Origin of the sequence: Haloarcula hispanica ATCC 33960 (genome assembly GCF_000223905.1) — an archaeon.
Lineage (GTDB): Archaea > Halobacteriota > Halobacteria > Halobacteriales > Haloarculaceae > Haloarcula > Haloarcula hispanica.
Map to the genome: position 1 here is coordinate 130353 of NC_015944.1, position 16978 is coordinate 147330.

Sequence of the window (16978 nt, forward strand, 5' to 3'; positions counted from 1 at the left end):
TGACTACCGCTCGTAGGACTCGAGCGCCTCGCGGAGTTCTGCGGCGGAGTACTCCGACGCGAGCTGTACGATCTCCTCCAGGTCTTCGTACGTTTCACGGAGATTTCGAACGCGCTCTTGCTCGCGAGTCTCTGCTGATACCTGCTCTTCCGCCCGGCGGATGGTCCTGAGCGTCGTCTGGACTTCCCGTTGGATGTACTGCTGGAACACGTCCTGCAGGATGAACCAGACCTCACGTTCGGCCTCGAACCGGACTCGTCTGCCGCCCCCTGCAGACGACCTGCGGTGGATGAGCCCGATACGCGACAGCGTCCGTGTGACGTTACTCACCGTCGATTTCGCGTAGCCGGTTTCTTCGACGAGTTCTGGGATGGAGAGGGGGTCCGATGCGAAGTACAGCACGCCGTAGATGCGCCCGGCGCTTCGGCTGAGGCCGTACACCTCGGCCGATTGCTCCATCGATTCGATGACGCGTTCGCGTGCGACCGCGCTGTCGTCATCACTCATGCATCCGAACTGGCTGCCCTGTTTGCCGCGTGTCCTGCTGCGTCATACCTCAGGCTATTTATTCCGTAAGTATTAAATTGTTTGATTGGTTTGTTCGGATTGAGCCGAACAAACAGAAGCGAACGTCAATACCCTCCCTACAATCCATGGCAAGCGTCTTCCCCCATCACCCGCCAGTTGACTATGCACCCCGAGAGCAGACGAACGTCGTAGTCAACGGTACCGAACCGACTGACGTCCTTCAGATTCTCTCGTCTGAGGCTGCTCAGGAGATACTGGGGGCGGTCAGGAACGAACCGCGGACCGCGTCGGATATCGCCGATGCAGTCGACCGCTCGCTCCAGAGCGTCTCCTATCACCTCGACCGTCTCTGTGAAGCTGACCTTATCGAACCCGCCGAAACGTGGTACTCGGAGAAGGGGACAGAGATGACAGTGTACGCTCTCGCCACGGAACGCCTCGTCGTGCAGTTCGGTGACAGCACCGACCGATCCGTGTAGCGTCACCACTCGTTTCGAGTGCTGCCTGTAATCGGAGTCTGCAGTGAGGTTCGGATGGCTTTGTTTTCGCTACCGAGGCAGAAGACAAACAGACCTATTGGACGCCTTATCGTATGCCGAATATGGACGAGGAGACGGGCGCGGAACAGATGACGGCGACAGTGCGACAACGGGTTTCGAGCGTACTGGACGCCGACGCTCAAAGCGCGACGGCACTCGACGGCGGGGAAGTCGGGTCGGTCTACCGTGTGACGTTTCGCGACCGTCCTGACGTGGCGGTGAAAGTCGACGACTCGCCGCTCGGAATCGAGGCGGCAATGCTTCAGTACCTCGACCGTGACACGCCGCTCCCCGTTCCGGACGTCCTCCACGTCGAACCGGAACTGCTCGTGCTGTCGTTCGTCCGCGGAGACGGCCGATTCGGTGAACGGGCCGAACGCGACCTCGCGCGCCACGTCGCGTCTCTCCACGACGTCTCGGCTGACGCGTTCGGCTTTCCGTTCGATACCCTTTCGGGGCCGTTCAGCCAGTCGAACCCGTGGACCGAGTCGTGGATCGACTTCTTCCGCGAGCGACGGCTTCTCCCGTTCGCAAGGACTGCGCGGGACGCTGGGGCTCTGCCAGCCACCGAGTTCGACCGGGTGCAGCGACTGGCGGAAACGCTCGATACTCGTCTCGTCGAGCCGGCCACGCCGTCGCTGCTGCACGGCGACATCCACCCCGGAAACGTTGTCGTGGCTGACGGAACCGTTCGGGCCGTCCTCGATCCAGCGATATATTTCGGCCACGCTGAAGTAGACCTGGCGTACGTCGACCGACTGGACTCGATCGGCGCTGCGTTCTACGATGAGTACCGCCGCCACCGCAATATCTCCGAGCGGTACTTCGACGAACGGCGCGACGTGTATATCGCCTTCCACGCCCTGGAGAACGTCCGGTTTTTCGGCGACGACGGACTCCCGAGGCTCGACAGCGCGTTAGACCGCCTCGGGGTGTAAAAAGCGGGAGCGGTGGACCCGCCCGCCGTTCCGATGGTCGACTCAGTCAGCCAGCGAGATGTTCTGCCGGAGGTCGTCTTCGATTGCCTCCAGCGTCCGGCCCTTGGTTTCGGGGACGTAGCGGTAAACGAACACCAACCCTACGAGGCTGCAGAGGCCGAACAGCCAGAACGTCGCAGAGGTTCCGACGCCGTCAGTCAGGACGGGGAAGGTCAGCGACACGAGGAGATTCGCACCCCAGTTGGCGACGGTGACGACACCCATCGCCGACCCGCGAACGGAAAGCGGGTATATCTCAGAGATCAGGAGCCAGAAGACCGGGCCGAGACCGATTGCGAAGAAAGACACGAACAGCATCAGACTGATCGTGGCGATGACGCCGAGGCCCCCGCCGAGACCGGGAAGGTAGAACACAGTACCGAGGACGGCCAGCGTCGCGACCATCCCGCCGACACCGACGAGGAGCAGTCGGCGACGACCGACACGGTCGACGAGCAGGATCGCCACGATGGTCATCACCACGTTGATCGTTCCGATACCGACTGTCGCAAGGATTGAGGCCACGTTTCCCAGCCCGGTGGATTCGAGAATCGTCGGGGCGTAGTAAATGACCGCGTTGATGCCGGTGATCTGCTGGAACACGGCGAGTCCGAGCCCGACCACGAGCGCTGGGCGGAGCCACGGAGCCAGCAGGTCCCGGACGCCGGTTTCGGACTGTGTCTCGACGGTCTCCTCGATATCACCGAGTTCTTCCTCGACGCTGCCGGACCGCGTCCGCTTGAGGACGGCTCTCGCCTCGTCTTTCCGTCCGTGCTCGAAGAGCCAGCGTGGGCTTTCGGGCATCTTCAGAATGCCGATAGCGAGGACGACGGCTGGGACCATCCCGGCACCGAGCATCCAGCGCCACGCGCCCGCGTCGGCGAACGCGTAGTTGACGAAATACGAGAGCAGGATTCCGGTGGTCACCATGAGCTGATTGAGGGAGGTGAGCCCGCCGCGAATCCTGGGCGGCGCGATTTCGGAGATGTACAGCGGGCCGACAATCGACGCGAAACCGATAGCGACGCCGTCTATAAGCCGACCGGCGACGAGGACGGGGACGTTCGGCGCGACAGCCATCGTGAACGACCCGACGAAGAACACGATGGCCGCGATGAGGATGAGGCGGCGGCGACCGAGGCGGTCGGCTAACTGGCCGCCGACGGCCGCACCGGCCGCGGCCCCGGCCATCGCACCACTGACGATGATTCCCTCGACGAGCGGCGACATGACGAACGAGTCCTGAATGAACAGGAACGCGCCCGAGATGATCCCGGTGTCGAACCCGAACAACAGTCCGTTCAGCGCGGCTAACGCGGAGACGACGTAGACGAACCGGTCGCCGTCACCGCTGAGGACGTTCCGTATGGTGGCTGTGGACATCCGTGTAAAAATGAACTCGAATCTGTGTAAAAGTCTTTCCAAGTCTTTTCGTACCACGGCGAAGCCACTGGGAGCGGGCGGCGTCGGGCGAGGCCCGGAGCGCAGTCTGCACGGTCATCGGTCGCGAACGAACGTAACCGGGCACGGGGCGTTCAACATCACCTCCTGAGCCGTGCTCCCGAAGATAGCCTTCCCCGCCGGAGAGCGCTGCCGCCCGCCGACAATCACGCGGTCCGCGGACACGTCTTTCGCGATGGAAACGATACCTTCCCCACTCGTCCCAGTCGTCGCACGGGGGACAGTCGTCACCGACTCGGCTTCCAGCTCGTCGATGATCTCCTGGGTGACCGACATCTGTGCGGCCAGCTCGTCCGGGTCGATGTTTTCGTCCGGCGTTTCGAGCAGTTGCTCTACCGCCTCCCGGTACGAGTCCGGATCGAACACATGTGCGATGATTACTGTCGCGTCTGTCGGCACCGTGACTTCAGTAACGGCGTCGACGAGCGTGTCGACGCGGGCGTCGTCGCGGCTACCGACCGCGAGTAGCACGGTTTCGAGGCCGCGCGTATCGGTCGCTGCTGTCATTTCATTCATCAGCACTGAGATTCGCTGCCGGGGTAAATAGAAGCTGCTATGAGTTTACTATAATTATAGTAATTATTTGTATTCAGCTATACGACCCGCTTCCACCGCGACGGGGACATCCACCTACTCCTCTGAGAGCGGGTGTCGCGGTGGCACGGACCTGTCTCTCACTCGGCAACTCCTTCTGTAATAATCCTCGCGAGGCGTTCTCGGTCGAACAACTGCGCCTCTGTGAACGTCTCGGGGAAGTAGCGCTTCGCGTACCGTTCGATCATGAATAGGTTGTGCAACGGGCCGGTGTAGATCGGACCGCCGCGAAACACCCTGTCGTTCTGGACGGCCCTCAACCGGCTGCCCACTTCGTGCTCTTTCATATGGGCGAGCACTGAGTTCTCGAACTCCTCACGGGTCTTCCCCTCGCGATGGTATCGCAGAAGGAGTGAGTCTGGATCTATCTCCAGCAACGCTTCGTAATCGAGCGACTCCGAGCCGGAGTACCCCTCGATTCCGGTGTCCGAGAACGCGTCGGCAATTCCGAGCGTTTGGAAGTGTTCCTTGTTGGCCCCGTTCCCGCTGATCCGATACGGCGTGAACGCTTCCGGCTCCTCGCCGGCGAACATGAGCGCGGCGTTCGGTCGCTCCTCTGGTGCCGGGAGCCGAGCCTGCACCGTTTCGGCTAGCTCGGCATGGATTGAACGGATCGCCTCGAAGCGCGCCTGTTCCTGAACCATCTCAGCCACCTTCTCGAAAGCCTCGTACAGGCTGTAGTACCGGTAGTTGTGCCAGTCGTCAGTCCGTCGGAAAACGAGGTTTCCGATAAACGGAGCGACGTTCTCCCGGACTTCCGTGAGGTCGGACTGTTCCCATGCTTTGAGCCAGTGTGTCAGTGCGTGCGGATCGATGAGATGCAGATCCGCGTCCATCTCGTAGAACGCCTCCTTCGAGACGCCGTCGCTCCAGAGCTGTGTGAGGGCGTTGAGGTCTATAGACACTCCATCGAGTTCCTCGTAGTGCAGCGTCTTGTACCGTCCACGGTACCAGATTGATTGTACTGCGTCGCCGTGACCGAGCGCGACCAGCATATCGATGTAGTCCGCGGTGAAGGGGGCGATTGTCTCGGGCACAGTTTCGAACTCGACGGTTCCGACTGGCTCCATCGTCACCGAATACGTTCCGTCGGAAGTCGCTGGCCCGGTAGCGCTCGGTTCGGTATCCGTGGCCCTGTCACCGGTCCCAGCTTCCGAAGATTCCTGACTGCTGTTGCCCAAACATCCGGCGAGTAGTCCACCGAGGGCGAGTGTACCACCGCCTTTCACGACTTCTCTCCGCGTCGGTCGTTCGAACGTTGCTCCGTCCGGGCCACTCATTCGAACTCACCCGTGACGATATCGGCGAGGCGCTCCCGGTCGAAGAGTTCGGTGTCTGAGGTCACGTCGCCGAAGATATCGGGATAGAGTTGTTGGGCCGCCCGTTCTGTCAGGAAGAAATTGTGAATCGGACCCTGTCGGAGGTAGCCACCGCGATACACGCGTCCGTTCTGTACCGCGGTCAGTTGGCTCCCGACGCTGTGGTCTTGCATAAACTGTAGAACGGTCTCCCGGAACTCGGTCGCAGATTTTCGCTCGTGGCCGCGGACGAGGATAACGTCCGGATCGACTGAGAGAAGCGTTTCGTAGTCGTACTCGCCCCGATTGGTTGTGCTGAGGTTCTCGATATCGGTTCCGGCAAGCGCGTCGGTGACGCCGAGATCACGCCACTGCTTCTTGCTCGTGCCGTTGTCGTTCAGCCGATAGGGCGAGAACGACTCCGGTTCGTCGGTGCCCTCGAACGTAAGGAGGACGTTCGGACGCTCCTCAGCTGGCGGGAGCTGACTCTGCAGGTCCGCGATGTAGTCGTCGTGTAGCTGTTTGAACGCCTCGTACCGAGCCTGTTCTTGGAAGACCTCAGCAACCTTCTCGAAGGCTTGATACAGGGTGTAGTACCGGTAGTCGTGCCACTCGTCGGAGCGACGGAAGATCAGATTCCCGATGAACGGAGCGACGTTTTCGGCGATTTCGTCGACGTCCGACTGCGACCAGTCGAACCAGTTGATGAGCATCCCTGGGTCATAGAGGTGCACGTCGCTGTCGAGTTCGTAAAACTCCTCTTTCGTTCGGACCTCCGGATTCGCGTCAATCGTCTCCTGGTCGACGGACACACCGGGAAGCTCATCGTAGACGTACGTGTAGTAGCGGTCCGCCCCGCCGATACCTGTGAGGCCATCGGCCTGCCCGAGTGCCACGCCCATATCGGCGTAGGTGCCACCGTAGGGAAGCCATCGCTCGGGAACCGTCTGGAACGTAACGTCGCCCACCGGCTCCATATTGACAGTGTATGATTCAGTCTCAGTCGCTGTTGGGGTCTCGGTTGTCTCCGTTGGCTCAGTCGCGGTAGAGTCCGTGGCGGAGTTGCTCGAACACCCGGCGAGCAAACTGCCGCCCGCAATCAGCCCGGCTCCCTTGATATAATCTCTGCGTGTCGGCTGTTCAAGCGCCGGTCTACCGGGGTCAGTCACTGTCCCTCACCCGTGATTACGTCAGCGACACGCTGGCGGTCAAACAGCTGTTCCTCGACGGGGAGTTCGGGGTATGGCTCGCCGTCGACGTAGCCCGGCCACTCACCGAACTGGTCGGGGTACAGTTGTTTCGCGGTCATTTCAGTCTGAAACAGGTTCAGGATCGGACCCTGCCGACGGGCACCTTGAGCGTATATCCGCCCCTCTTGGACGGCAGTTATCTTTCTCAGTACCTCGTCGTCTGCCAGTTGTGACCGAATGTCGTCGAGGTTGTGGTACCCCGTCATCGGCCCGAGGACGAGCAACACGTCCGGGTCGGCGTCGAGAAGCAGTTCGGAGTCGAGCGTGATATTCCGCCCGTCGTCGCCGTACTCGTCACCAACGGCGTCGGCTAACGCATCGGTAGCACCCAGCGGGCGGGTGTGGGCAGCGTAGTAGCCCGGATGGTTCATTTTGTACCCCCATATTTTCTCGTCGGATGTGGAGAACAGGACCATGGCCGCGCTCGGCCGCTCCTGTTCCGGGGGCAGGCCCGCTCTGATAGTCTGCAGCATCGATTCGCGGACCGATGTGAGTGCCTCGTACCGGTCGCTCTCTCGGAACACCTGCGCGATCTTTCCGAAGATCTCCCAGAGCGTATAGTATTCGTACGCATCAGCCCAGCCTGATGGCGGTTTCTGATGAGTGCCGCTGAGCGTGTTCCCGAACCACGGGCCGACGTTCGAGCCTATCTCTTCGAGGCTACTGTCGTCCCATCCCTCGGCCGTCGCAACCTTCGCTGGGTCCGCTATATGGACATCGCTATCGAGTTCGTACAGTTTCTCTTTCGACGGCGGCCACGAAGAGTACAGGTCATCCCAGTCGATTGAGACTCCCTCCAGTCGGTGGAGGAACTTCTGATACAGCGATTGGTGGTATTCAGGCGCGTGCATCGCGTTGATCGCGTCGCCTCGCCCAAGCGCGACCAGCATGTCTACGTGGTGGCCCAGTATCGTGAACACACTCTGGGGGACCGTTTCGAACTCGACGGTTCCCATGGGCGACATTGTAACCAAGTACCCGTCATCAGCCGTGGTTGGTTCGGCCATTGAGGTCGACCCGTCGCCTGTGCCTCGCTCGCTCGGAGTTGACTTGGAGTCGGATTGACCTACACAGCCCGCCAACAACCCCCCACCTATCACCGCGCCACCATACTTCATGTAGTCACGTCTAGTCGGGGACTTGTGGTTTGTATCATCTCTCGACATGGTTGTTAGGCCCACCTAAAAATATATAACTGCTTCGGAATTTAGGCGCGCCTGAAAACTGGCCGCCGTCACGGACTCCGGTCGGTTGTCCCGGCAGTCCGTGTCACGTATGCTCGTCGAGAGCGCAACTTCCCCGCTGTTATCCACCCTGAGACATGCTGCATCTATTCACAAACTGCGGCTGGCGCGTTCGAGACCTCGCTGCTACCGCTGACAGCCACAACAGCGGATCGGGGGAACGTACAACAGTAAAGTGTCCTTGCTGTGGACACACTAGTATGGCTGACGAGGAAATCGACGACGTGGACAGGGCAATCCTGTACGCATTACAGGAGGATGCTCGAAACATGTCGTCCGGGGACATCGCAGAGCGAACCGATACGTCCGACAGCACCGTCCGCAAGCGCATTAACCATCTCGAGTCCAGCGAGGTGATTAAGGGCTACAGCGCTGACGTCGACTATCAGCAGGCGGGCTATCCGCTCCGGATGCTGCTTTACTGCACTGCGTCGATTCCCGAGCGAGGCGATTTAATCCCGAAAATTCTGGATATAGACGGTGTGGTATCGGTACAGGAACTGGTCACCGGCGAGGAGAATCTCCTCGTGACGGCTGTCGGCGAATCGGATAGCGATATCACCCCTGTCGCACAGGCACTTCTCGATATGGGCCTGACAGTGGCCGACGAAGTACTCGTTCGGAGCCATGAGACGACGCCTTTCGGTAAGTTCGATTCCGAAAACGGTAGCTAGCTGACGACGCCGCCGCGACCACAGGGTTACGCTCTGGACACCTGCGTGCCCGGGACGACGCGGTCAGACAGGGTATGAGAGTAACCGTCTCATGCCCGGCAACGATCTGATTTCCTGAGCAGCCTCTCCGAACAGTTTGGTAATATCGCTCCATCTCAATACTCACTCGGTCCCTCATAGTCGAATCTGTGTACGTGTGTACAGCGGACTCGTAATCGAACGGTGTTGCCAGCACAGGCCGCGAGGTACCCGCTTACTCCCCTGGCGGTGGTTCTCGACCGAGATTCAACCACAAAAACATAATGTTCTATAATCTACTATTTTAGGAACAAATTGGTAGTATAGAAGGATTTAATAATCAGTCCGTTCGCACTAGGGATGAAGACAACCGGAACTGGTCAATCACATTCCGTGATTGCCGTGATCAGTCACGAAAAACGATGTCAGGACACAACTCACCGAAGACGGTTGGATCACTCCCGGACACGACGGCTGACTCGCCGCTCGTACCCGTCGCACTCACATGGCTCGTGTGGTCGATGTTTGCCGCGAGCATTGCTGTGCTTGCCGTTCGGGTCCGAACCGGAGTCGCGTGGGAGATACCCGGCGTTGTTGCTGTCGATGGGCTGACCGTCCTGATGTGGGTGGTCGCCACCTTCTTCAGCGGTATCGTTCACAGCTACTCGCGCCGCTACCTGGCAGGCAGCCGCCTTAAAACGGGCTTTTTCGCCACCGTATTCGGTTTCACGGTGGTCGTGATGGGACTGGTCGCGGCTGACCACCTTGCCCTGTTCGGGGCGCTGTGGCTCGCGATGGGGCTGCTGATGGCGAAACTCATCGGAATCGTCGGCGGCTGGGACCAGGCACAGGCGGCTGCGACGGTCGCCCGCAAGTACTTCATCGCCAGCAGCGCGCTTCTCGCCGTCGCGCTAACGGCGCTGTGGTGGACGACCGATGCGACCACAGTCACCGGAGTTACGGCGGCTGCCGACGCACTCGGTGGCCCGGTGTGGCTGGTCGCCGCCGGCGCGCTCGTGCTCGCAGCGATGATTCAGTCCGCTCTGCTCCCGTTCCACGGCTGGCTTCTCTCTTCGATGACCGCACCGACGCCCGCCTCGGCGCTGATGCACGCTGGATTCGTCAACGCCGGCGGCATCCTGTTGACCCGCTTCGCCCCAGTCATCACTGTCGACCCTGCGCTCATGCTCGCAATCGTCGCCGTCGGCGGTGCAAGCGCCATCGGCGGGAAACTCCTGAAGTCGGTCCAGACTGACATCAAGGGCAAACTCGGCTGTTCGACGGTCGGCCAGATGGGATTCATGATCATGCAGGCCGGCCTCGGCTTCTTCGGGGCTGCTATTACCCACCTCATCCTCCACGGCTTCTACAAGGCCTACCAGTTCCTCAGTGCCGGCGGCCAAATTGAACACACTAGCCCGAGCGAGGGGACGCCACACACGGTAGGAACGACGACGAGCATTATCGGTGTCATCGTCACACTGCTGACCGGCATCGCCGGCGGCGCAGTGTTCGCGGTGCTGACGGGGAAAGGGACGAAGGTCGGCAGCGGCCTCCTGCTGACGTTCTTTGTGGTGTTCACGACGCTCCACGCGGCCCGTAGCGCCGTACAGCATACCTCGCTTCCAACGGCGGCCCGCTACGGGGCCGTCCCAGTGGTCTTCTTCCCGGCTATCGTCATCTACGCCGCGGTCTATACGGGCGTCTCGGGGCTCATGCCTGTCAGCCCGGCAACGACGGAACTGACCCTGCTCCACGGCATTATCGCCGTCGTCTTCGTCGGCATCTACACCGGCATCGAGACCGGGGTTCACGAGCGCAGCCAGCGCCTCTACGTGGCGCTGCTGAACGCCGGTCAACCGGCAGCTGACACTGTGCTCACTGCTACGGAGGACTACAATGAGTACTGAATCCACCATCCACGACAGTATCGACACCGCAGCGACCACCGTCGGCTCCCTCTGGCCCATCCACTCGTTCGTGACAGCAAACCCCCTCACGGGGTTCGAGGACCAGCCGTTCAGTGAGGCAGTCACGCAGGCAGCCGACCTGTTGGGCGGCCGTGGCTACCCCAGCGCGGAGACGTTCCGTGCGGCGCTACAACACGGCCAGATAGACCCGGAGATTCTCGACGCGGAACTCTCCGAGGCCGGCTACGAGAACGACCCCGAGGTACTGCTCGACCGGATGGCCACAGCGACCGATGCCTCGAAAAGCGATTCCGACACCGCCACCGACCGCGTCGACCAGGTGCTGACGAAGTGGCTGTCGACGTTCCTCGACGAGGGGAGCGCCCACTGGTCGATGCCGAACCGCGAAGCGGGATTCTACACAGCTTTCCGCGGAGTGGCTGAGCACGACAGCGAAATCCCCGACGAGGGAATTATTACTGATCTGCCCGAAACGCCGACTGCGGCCATCGAAGCGGTGCTCGCACCGTACCCGGTGAGTCAGTGGGTGCCGGTTTTCGAGGAGCAACTGACCGCCCTCCCGGGCTGGACAGGACTCATCAAGCAGCGTGCCGACGACGGGGGCGTGTGGCAGTCGGCGTACCCGATTTCACTGGCGGGGTACCTCGCGGCGCGTCTGGCCCTGCTAGATGCCGTCGGTGCTGATATCGCCCCCTCGAACGACAGCATCGACCCGGACCCGGCCGCCGAACTCGCCGGGGCGTTCCTGCGCGCCTGGGAGGCGACCTACCGCGGCGACCTCGTCGAGACCGTCGCCGCGGAGAGCCAGTCGCTCGCCGACAGTGACAAATCGGGCTGCCCGGACGCACAGATGGTCTTCTGTATCGACACGCGCTCGGAGATCATCCGCCGTCACATCGAGGCCGCGGGCGACTACGAGACCCATGGGTACGCCGGTTTCTTCGGGATCCCGATGGAGTACCAGGGATACGACACCGACGTGTCTGTCAATGCCTGTCCACCGATTCTCGACCCGCAGCACCACGTCACCGACGTGCCGACCGACGACGACACCCAGGCGAGCCACGACCGCTTGTCGGGCATCCGTGAGACCGCCGACGAAATCATCGAAACGGTAGAGGCCAACGCCGCCACAGCTTACGGCTACGTCGAGACTGCCGGGAGCGGGTACGGCCTCGCGCTCGCAGCCCGCACCCTCGTCCCCGGGCGCGTGCATGACCTGTTCGATGCGGTCGACGACTCGGTACCCGATGAACACGAGTTCTGTGACCCGCTCGTCCACCACCAGCACACCTACGCCGGTGACCTGCCGGTGGGACTGACCACCGACGAGAAAGTCGAGTACGCCGCCACCGCGTTCGACCTGATGGGCTGGGAGACGTTCAGCCGCCTCGTCGTCTTCACCGGGCATGCCAGTGAGACGACCAACAATCCCTACGATTCGAGTCTGGACTGTGGGGCCTGCGCCGGAAATCCCGGCGGCCCGAACGCCCGCGTGCTGGCGAAAATCTGCAACGACGACGAGGTCAGGGCCGCGCTCCGCGACCGCGGTTTCGAAATCCCCGAAGACACCGTCTTCCTCGCTGGCGAACACAACACGACGACTGACGAGGTGGAACTGTACGACAGCGACGTACCCGAGAGCCACGCTGCCGATCTCGACCAGTTGCGCGCCGACCTCGCCACTGCCCGCGAGAACGCGGCCGCCGAGCGTGCCGAGTCCATGGGTGCCGACACCTCATCAGGGGTCACCGAGACGGAGCGCCGCGCCGCCGACTGGGCCGAGACCCGCCCCGAGTGGGGCCTGGCCGGCAACGCCGGCTTCGTCGTCGGCCCCCGCGAACTGACGAGTGATGTCGACCTCGGCGGCCGCGCGTTCCTCCACTCCTACGACTGGTCGACTGACGCTGACGGCGAGGCGCTGGAAGCGATACTCACCGGCCCGATGGTCGTCACGCAGTGGATCAACACCCAGTACTACTTCTCGACGGTCGACAACGCCGTCTACGGGAGCGGCTCGAAGGTGACCCACAACCCCGTCGGCAACGTCGGCGTCTACCAGGGCAACGGCGGCGACCTGATGACCGGCCTGCCGCTCCAGTCGCTGATGGCGGCCGACGACGACCCGTACCACCAGCCGCTCCGCCTCTCGACGGTCATCCACGCTCCGGTCGACCGCGTCAACGGCGTCCTCGCTGAACACCCGGAACTGGCAGACCTACTCGACAACAACTGGCTCTCGTTGACAGTCGTCGATCCCACGCAGGACCACCGTGCCTTCGAGTACGAGCGTGACCTAGAGTGGTCGCCGGTGTCTGACCTGTCAGAAGCTGAAGCGACGGAACCGTTCGCACCCGCGGCCGCAAACGACTAAGCTGGCCCGAACAGCCGGTATCTGGAACTGCTGGCACACTAACTTTTTGAACTTATATAAAAGACACTCAAAATAGAAAACCACTCCAAAATAACCCTATCTATGTAATTTGTCTACAATCAGAAATAGATACTTCCATATATGGTAAATAGTGGTGTAAACAACGCAAATAGAGACTATCAAGCGAATATTTAGTGGCATAAACTGGACTTTTGATAGTATAACACAGAACTCCGTTTACATCCCACGCCAATAGAGAGAGTCAGCGCGGTGTGAGCCCGACACCGTCTGCGAGCAACTCGTGGGAGCGGAGCGCGTCAGCGTGGTCGCCGACGACGTGCTGGATCATCACCTCATCGACTCCGACACGATCAGACAGCTGTTCGAGAAGGTTATTGAGCGTTTCCGGGCTCCCGGAGATCGCTCGTGGCCACTCACCGGCATCCAGCGTGGCGGGCGTCGGTTCGGGCACCGCTCCGAGTTCGTCGATCGCTTCCTCGACAGATGGAGTCGTGCCAACGACCCCTCGCTCCATCCGCTTGAACGACGCTTCGGCCACGGCGCGGAGCCGCGCCGCTTCCGCGTCGGTCTCGGCACAGACCGCGTTCACTGCGACCATCCCCTGTGGCTCGTCGACGCCGCCGGCCAACTCCGACGATTCGAAGTGGGTTCGGTATTCCTCGAAGGAACGGGTGGCTAACCCCGGTCGGATGAACGCGGCGAAACAGTAGCGCAGACCAAGCTCGCCGGCCAGTGCGGCGCTCGACGGGCTCGACCCGAGAACCCACGGCACAGGCGTCTCCGCATCTGAACGAGGGATTTCCAGATCACTGTACGCGTGTCCGTCCGGGTAGCTGTCGTAGAGGTGCGAAACGACGGCTTCGATTTTTTCGGCGTGGTCTTCGTCGGGGTTCCGGACGCGGCGGTCCGTCCCGAGCGCGCGGTCCACGGCCGGAGACCCGTTTGCCCGCCCAAGCCCCGCGTCGATTCGTCCGGGAGCAAGGCCATCGAGGGAGCCGAACAGTTCTGCGACTTTGAACGGGCTGTAGTGGTTGAGGAGGACCGCACCCGACCCGAGCCGAATGGAGTCGGTTTCGGCGGCGAGGTTGCCGAGCAGTACCTCGGGTGTTGTTCCGGCGAGCTTGTTTCCCATCCCGTGGTGTTCCGCCACCCAGAACCGGGAATAGCCGAGGCGTTCGGCCTGCTGGGCCGCGTCGACGGTGTTCGAATACGCGTCAGCCGCAGTTCCGTCATTCGGGACCGGAGAGAGATCGACGATTGAGAGGTCCATATCCGCCCACAACGGTGGCGAGGTTTAACCGTTCGGCTACTCACAGTGCGTGAGTATCTCACTCGGGCACGCCGCTCTGATGGAACGTCCCACCCGGATATAACTGATATCTAGAAAAAGCAATAGTTTCATGCAATACTATAATAAACAGAATATCTCACTTCGCTATACTGGCTATTTCTGGGCAGTGTGAAGGTCGGAGAATTATATCTCTCGGGCACCTGCCGAAACCCTCCGGATCCCAAATACATGGGCCTCAAGCGCTATGAGGCCGTACATTCAGATAATATACCGCCTCATTAATTGTTTCAGAATCGCGTCACGGGGTCGTGCGTACAACGGGCCTGCTGAAATTACTACCAATATTCAGAAATACCTGTATATCTATCATATCGCGCTTTTTCCGGGACAGTCTTCTCAATGCAGTGCCGGTTACGAATCAAGTGATATCATGCCCTTGACCACAGTCGGCTCCATCGCTCGGCGGAACGCGTCGTCGATATCTTCGAGTTCGGATTCGAAGTCGATGATTCCCTCAACGTCGACTTCGCCGTCGGCCAACAGGTCGACAGCCGCGTCATAGGTGTTCTTGTACCGGAACGAGCCGTGGACGTCGACCTCGTTGTCGATGAGTTCCAGCACGTCGATTGGGACCTCCGCTTCGCTGGCGAGTCCGACCAGAACGACCGTGCCGCCCCGACGGACCACGTCGATTGTCGACTTGATCGACGGCTCCGCGCCGGAGGCTTCGACGACCACATCAGCACCGACGCCGTCCGTGTACTCGGCGACCGCCGCATCGAGATCCGTTTCGGTAACGTTGACGGTCAGGTCCGCTCCCCGTTCTTCGGCGAAGGTCAGCTTTTCGTCGACGACATCGGTCAGTATTACGTCCGTCGCGCCCGCGGCACGCGCGGCCTCCAGCACCATCAGCCCAATCGGCCCGGCGCCGGTTATCAGCACTGTATCCCCGGTTCCGACGCTGCCGCGGCGGCAGGCGTGGATGCCGACCGAAAGCGGCTCGCACAGTGCCCCTTCAGCAGTGGAAACGGCCTCCGGGAGCGTGTAGGCGAAGTCGGCCGGCCACGAGACGTACTCCGTGAACGCGCCGTCGTGTGGCGGCGTCGCCATGAACGTCACTTCCTCACAGAGGTGGTAGTCGCCGCGCTTGCAGTGGGCACAGCGCCGGCACGGAACACCGGGTTCGAGCGCGACCCGGTCGCCCGGTTCGTGGTGGGTAACGTTCTCGCCCACTTCGACGACTTCACCGGCGCTCTCGTGTCCGAGGACGAGCGGGTCTTCGACGACGTAGTCGCCGATACGACCGTGTTCGTAGTAGTGGACGTCGGAGCCACAGATCCCAACGTCGCGAACGGCAACGAGTACGTCGTCGGGCCCGGGCGACGGTCTGGGACGGTCCTCCAGTTCGAACTCATTTGGTTCTACCAGTACAGCAGTTCGCATACCTGTTGGCACGGAACAGAGCCATAAAAATACACAGGGTGGGCCGCCCCATTGGGTTGCCGTGTCCAGCTACCACTCCGCGACGCTCCCGTCCTCGTGGTGCCATACCGGGTTGTACCAGTTGACCTCTGTCTGTGCCAGTTCGCGGATGAGAGTCTCGTCGAGATCGATACCAAGTCCGGGGCCGGTCGGCCGTTTGACGTAGCCGTCTTCGAACTGGAACGTCTTCGGGTCCTCCAGGACCTTGAGTCGCTGGCTCGTCGTCGGGTCGTGTAGATCGAGGTCCTGTTCGTGCAGCACGACGTTCTGGGCGCAGAACCCGACCTGCAGGCTCGCCGCGAACGCGACGGGGCCGAGCGGACAGTGTGGAACGACGGCTACGTCGAACGCTTCCGCCATCGACGCGACCTTGCGCATCTCGCTGATGCCACCGACGTGGGTCACGTCGGGCTGGAGTATCGACACCCCGTCGTCAACGAGGAGGCGCTTGAAGTCATAACGCGAATAAAACCGTTCGCCAGTCGCTATCGGAACAGTCGTCCGCTCGGCGATACTGGCAAACGAGTCGTCGTGTTCGGGGAGCAGCGGCTGGTCGATGAACATCAGATCGAACTGTTCGAGTCGCTCGACGAGATCCGCGGCCATCGGTTTCGAGACGCGGCCGTGGAAGTCGACTCCGACGAGGGCGTCGTCACCGACGGCGTCACGGATTGCAGCCACACGCTCAACCGCATGATCGACAGCGTTCGGCGTCTCAATCGGCCGAAACTCCCGGGCGAAATTGAACTTGAACGCTCTGTAGCCGCGTTCTCGGTCCTCTTTCGCGGCCGCGGCCACGTCTTGCGGATCATCGCCACCGAGCCACTGGTAGACGAGTAGCTTATCGCGGACGTGCCCGCCGAGTAGTTCGTGCACCGGTGCGCCGTAGTGCCGCCCCTTGATGTCCCAGAGCGCGTGGTCGATGCCCGCGAGCGCGCTCATGAGTATCGGCCCGCCGCGGAAGTACCCGCTCTGATAGAGCTTCCGCCAGTGATACTCGGTTCGAAGTGGGTCGGCCCCAAGGAGATACGCCTCGATAAGCTCGGTAACAGCGGCACGGACTGTCTCCAACCGGCCCTGAACGATGGGCTCGCCCCAGCCGACGATCCCCTCGTCAGTCTCCAGTTTAAGAAGCAACCACCGCGGCGGCACGGCGAACAGTTCGAAGTCGGTGATTTGCATAGCTATGTTATCTGCGAGGGAGTACTTGTAATGACTGGCTGCCGATATCGGCCCGACAAAGACTGTAACAAAAATAGGCGTACATTTATGCTGGAGGCTACCGGAGCACCAAGC

The 16978-nt window shown here is 61.3% G+C and carries 14 protein-coding genes; 5 read left to right on the top strand and 9 right to left on the bottom strand.

Going from position 1 to position 16978, the window contains the following annotated elements; genetic code table 11:
- Positions 1-3 precede the first annotated feature (3 nt).
- The gene (locus tag HAH_RS17915) at positions 4-507 is read right to left on the bottom strand and encodes a GbsR/MarR family transcriptional regulator (protein ID WP_014031117.1); all 504 of its coding nucleotides are present in this window, start codon (positions 505-507) and stop codon (positions 4-6) included.
- A 146-nt stretch (positions 508-653) separates the two neighbouring features.
- Here HAH_RS17915 and HAH_RS17920 point away from each other — a divergent pair, with 146 nt between their 5' ends.
- Both HAH_RS17920 and HAH_RS17925 read left to right on the top strand, forming a co-directional pair.
- The gene (locus HAH_RS17920) at positions 654-1007 is read left to right on the top strand and encodes an ArsR/SmtB family transcription factor (RefSeq protein ID WP_014031118.1); all 354 of its coding nucleotides are present in this window, start codon (positions 654-656) and stop codon (positions 1005-1007) included.
- A gap of 122 nt (positions 1008-1129) precedes the next feature.
- The gene (locus HAH_RS17925; protein ID WP_044952795.1) at positions 1130-2005 is read left to right on the top strand and encodes a fructosamine kinase family protein; all 876 of its coding nucleotides are present in this window, start codon (positions 1130-1132) and stop codon (positions 2003-2005) included.
- Positions 2006-2047: 42 nt separating this feature from the next.
- On the opposite strand, the gene HAH_RS17930 is transcribed toward HAH_RS17925, so the two are convergent.
- The 5 genes from HAH_RS17930 to HAH_RS17950 all read right to left on the bottom strand — a co-directional run bounded on the left by HAH_RS17930 (position 2048) and on the right by HAH_RS17950 (position 7813).
- A complete protein-coding gene (locus HAH_RS17930) occupies positions 2048-3427 on the bottom strand; it encodes a sugar porter family MFS transporter (protein WP_014031120.1) in 1380 nt (459 codons plus the stop codon).
- 114 nt (positions 3428-3541) lie between these two features.
- Positions 3542-4012: a universal stress protein gene (locus HAH_RS17935; protein WP_014031121.1), complete on the bottom strand. Its 471-nt coding sequence runs from the start codon at positions 4010-4012 to the stop codon at positions 3542-3544.
- 167 nt (positions 4013-4179) lie between these two features.
- The gene (locus HAH_RS17940; RefSeq protein ID WP_014031122.1) at positions 4180-5379 is read right to left on the bottom strand and encodes an ABC transporter substrate-binding protein; all 1200 of its coding nucleotides are present in this window, start codon (positions 5377-5379) and stop codon (positions 4180-4182) included.
- The gene (locus tag HAH_RS17945; protein ID WP_014031123.1) at positions 5376-6566 is read right to left on the bottom strand and encodes an ABC transporter substrate-binding protein; all 1191 of its coding nucleotides are present in this window, start codon (positions 6564-6566) and stop codon (positions 5376-5378) included. The genes HAH_RS17940 and HAH_RS17945 overlap by 4 nt, the downstream gene beginning before the upstream one ends.
- Positions 6563-7813: an ABC transporter substrate-binding protein gene (locus HAH_RS17950; RefSeq protein WP_369802699.1), complete on the bottom strand. Its 1251-nt coding sequence runs from the start codon at positions 7811-7813 to the stop codon at positions 6563-6565. The genes HAH_RS17945 and HAH_RS17950 overlap by 4 nt, the downstream gene beginning before the upstream one ends.
- A gap of 278 nt (positions 7814-8091) precedes the next feature.
- On the opposite strand from HAH_RS17950, the gene HAH_RS17955 reads away from it, so the two are divergent.
- The 3 genes from HAH_RS17955 to HAH_RS17965 all read left to right on the top strand — a co-directional run bounded on the left by HAH_RS17955 (position 8092) and on the right by HAH_RS17965 (position 12888).
- Positions 8092-8565 carry an Lrp/AsnC family transcriptional regulator gene (locus tag HAH_RS17955; RefSeq protein WP_014031125.1) on the top strand — a complete coding sequence of 158 codons (474 nt, stop codon included), beginning with the start codon at positions 8092-8094 and terminating at the stop codon, positions 8563-8565.
- 440 nt (positions 8566-9005) lie between these two features.
- Entirely contained in the window at positions 9006-10493 is a 1488-nt protein-coding gene (locus tag HAH_RS17960; protein WP_014031126.1) for a proton-conducting transporter transmembrane domain-containing protein, read from the top strand.
- Complete coding sequence (locus HAH_RS17965) at positions 10483-12888, top strand: DUF2309 domain-containing protein (RefSeq protein WP_014031127.1); 2406 nt, start codon at positions 10483-10485, stop codon at positions 12886-12888. The genes HAH_RS17960 and HAH_RS17965 overlap by 11 nt, the downstream gene beginning before the upstream one ends.
- A 262-nt stretch (positions 12889-13150) precedes the next feature.
- Here HAH_RS17965 and HAH_RS17970 read toward each other — a convergent pair whose 3' ends face one another.
- The 3 genes from HAH_RS17970 to dgoD all read right to left on the bottom strand — a co-directional run bounded on the left by HAH_RS17970 (position 13151) and on the right by dgoD (position 16864).
- The gene (locus HAH_RS17970; RefSeq protein ID WP_008311924.1) at positions 13151-14179 is read right to left on the bottom strand and encodes an LLM class flavin-dependent oxidoreductase; all 1029 of its coding nucleotides are present in this window, start codon (positions 14177-14179) and stop codon (positions 13151-13153) included.
- A 432-nt stretch (positions 14180-14611) separates the two neighbouring features.
- Complete coding sequence (locus HAH_RS17975; protein ID WP_014031128.1) at positions 14612-15643, bottom strand: NAD(P)-dependent alcohol dehydrogenase; 1032 nt, start codon at positions 15641-15643, stop codon at positions 14612-14614.
- A gap of 69 nt (positions 15644-15712) precedes the next feature.
- Entirely contained in the window at positions 15713-16864 is a 1152-nt protein-coding gene (gene dgoD / locus HAH_RS17980; protein ID WP_014031129.1) for a galactonate dehydratase, read from the bottom strand.
- Positions 16865-16978 lie beyond the last annotated feature (114 nt).

Excerpts from the sequence above, each read along its gene's own strand:
- HAH_RS17920 (WP_014031118.1), top strand. The coding sequence starts at position 654 with ATGGCAAGCGTCTTCCCCCATCACCCGCCAGTTGACTATGCACCCCGA.
- HAH_RS17955 (WP_014031125.1), top strand. The coding sequence starts at position 8,092 with ATGGCTGACGAGGAAATCGACGACGTGGACAGGGCAATCCTGTACGCA.
- HAH_RS17915 (WP_014031117.1), bottom strand. The coding sequence starts at position 507 with ATGAGTGATGACGACAGCGCGGTCGCACGCGAACGCGTCATCGAATCG.
- HAH_RS17925 (WP_044952795.1), top strand. The coding sequence starts at position 1,130 with ATGGACGAGGAGACGGGCGCGGAACAGATGACGGCGACAGTGCGACAA.
- HAH_RS17930 (WP_014031120.1), bottom strand. The coding sequence starts at position 3,427 with ATGTCCACAGCCACCATACGGAACGTCCTCAGCGGTGACGGCGACCGG.
- HAH_RS17935 (WP_014031121.1), bottom strand. The coding sequence starts at position 4,012 with ATGACAGCAGCGACCGATACGCGCGGCCTCGAAACCGTGCTACTCGCG.
- HAH_RS17960 (WP_014031126.1), top strand. The coding sequence starts at position 9,006 with ATGTCAGGACACAACTCACCGAAGACGGTTGGATCACTCCCGGACACG.
- HAH_RS17975 (WP_014031128.1), bottom strand. The coding sequence starts at position 15,643 with ATGCGAACTGCTGTACTGGTAGAACCAAATGAGTTCGAACTGGAGGAC.
- HAH_RS17940 (WP_014031122.1), bottom strand. The coding sequence starts at position 5,379 with ATGAGTGGCCCGGACGGAGCAACGTTCGAACGACCGACGCGGAGAGAA.
- HAH_RS17970 (WP_008311924.1), bottom strand. The coding sequence starts at position 14,179 with ATGGACCTCTCAATCGTCGATCTCTCTCCGGTCCCGAATGACGGAACT.
- HAH_RS17965 (WP_014031127.1), top strand. The coding sequence starts at position 10,483 with ATGAGTACTGAATCCACCATCCACGACAGTATCGACACCGCAGCGACC.
- HAH_RS17950 (WP_369802699.1), bottom strand. The coding sequence starts at position 7,813 with ATGTCGAGAGATGATACAAACCACAAGTCCCCGACTAGACGTGACTAC.
- dgoD (WP_014031129.1), bottom strand. The coding sequence starts at position 16,864 with ATGCAAATCACCGACTTCGAACTGTTCGCCGTGCCGCCGCGGTGGTTG.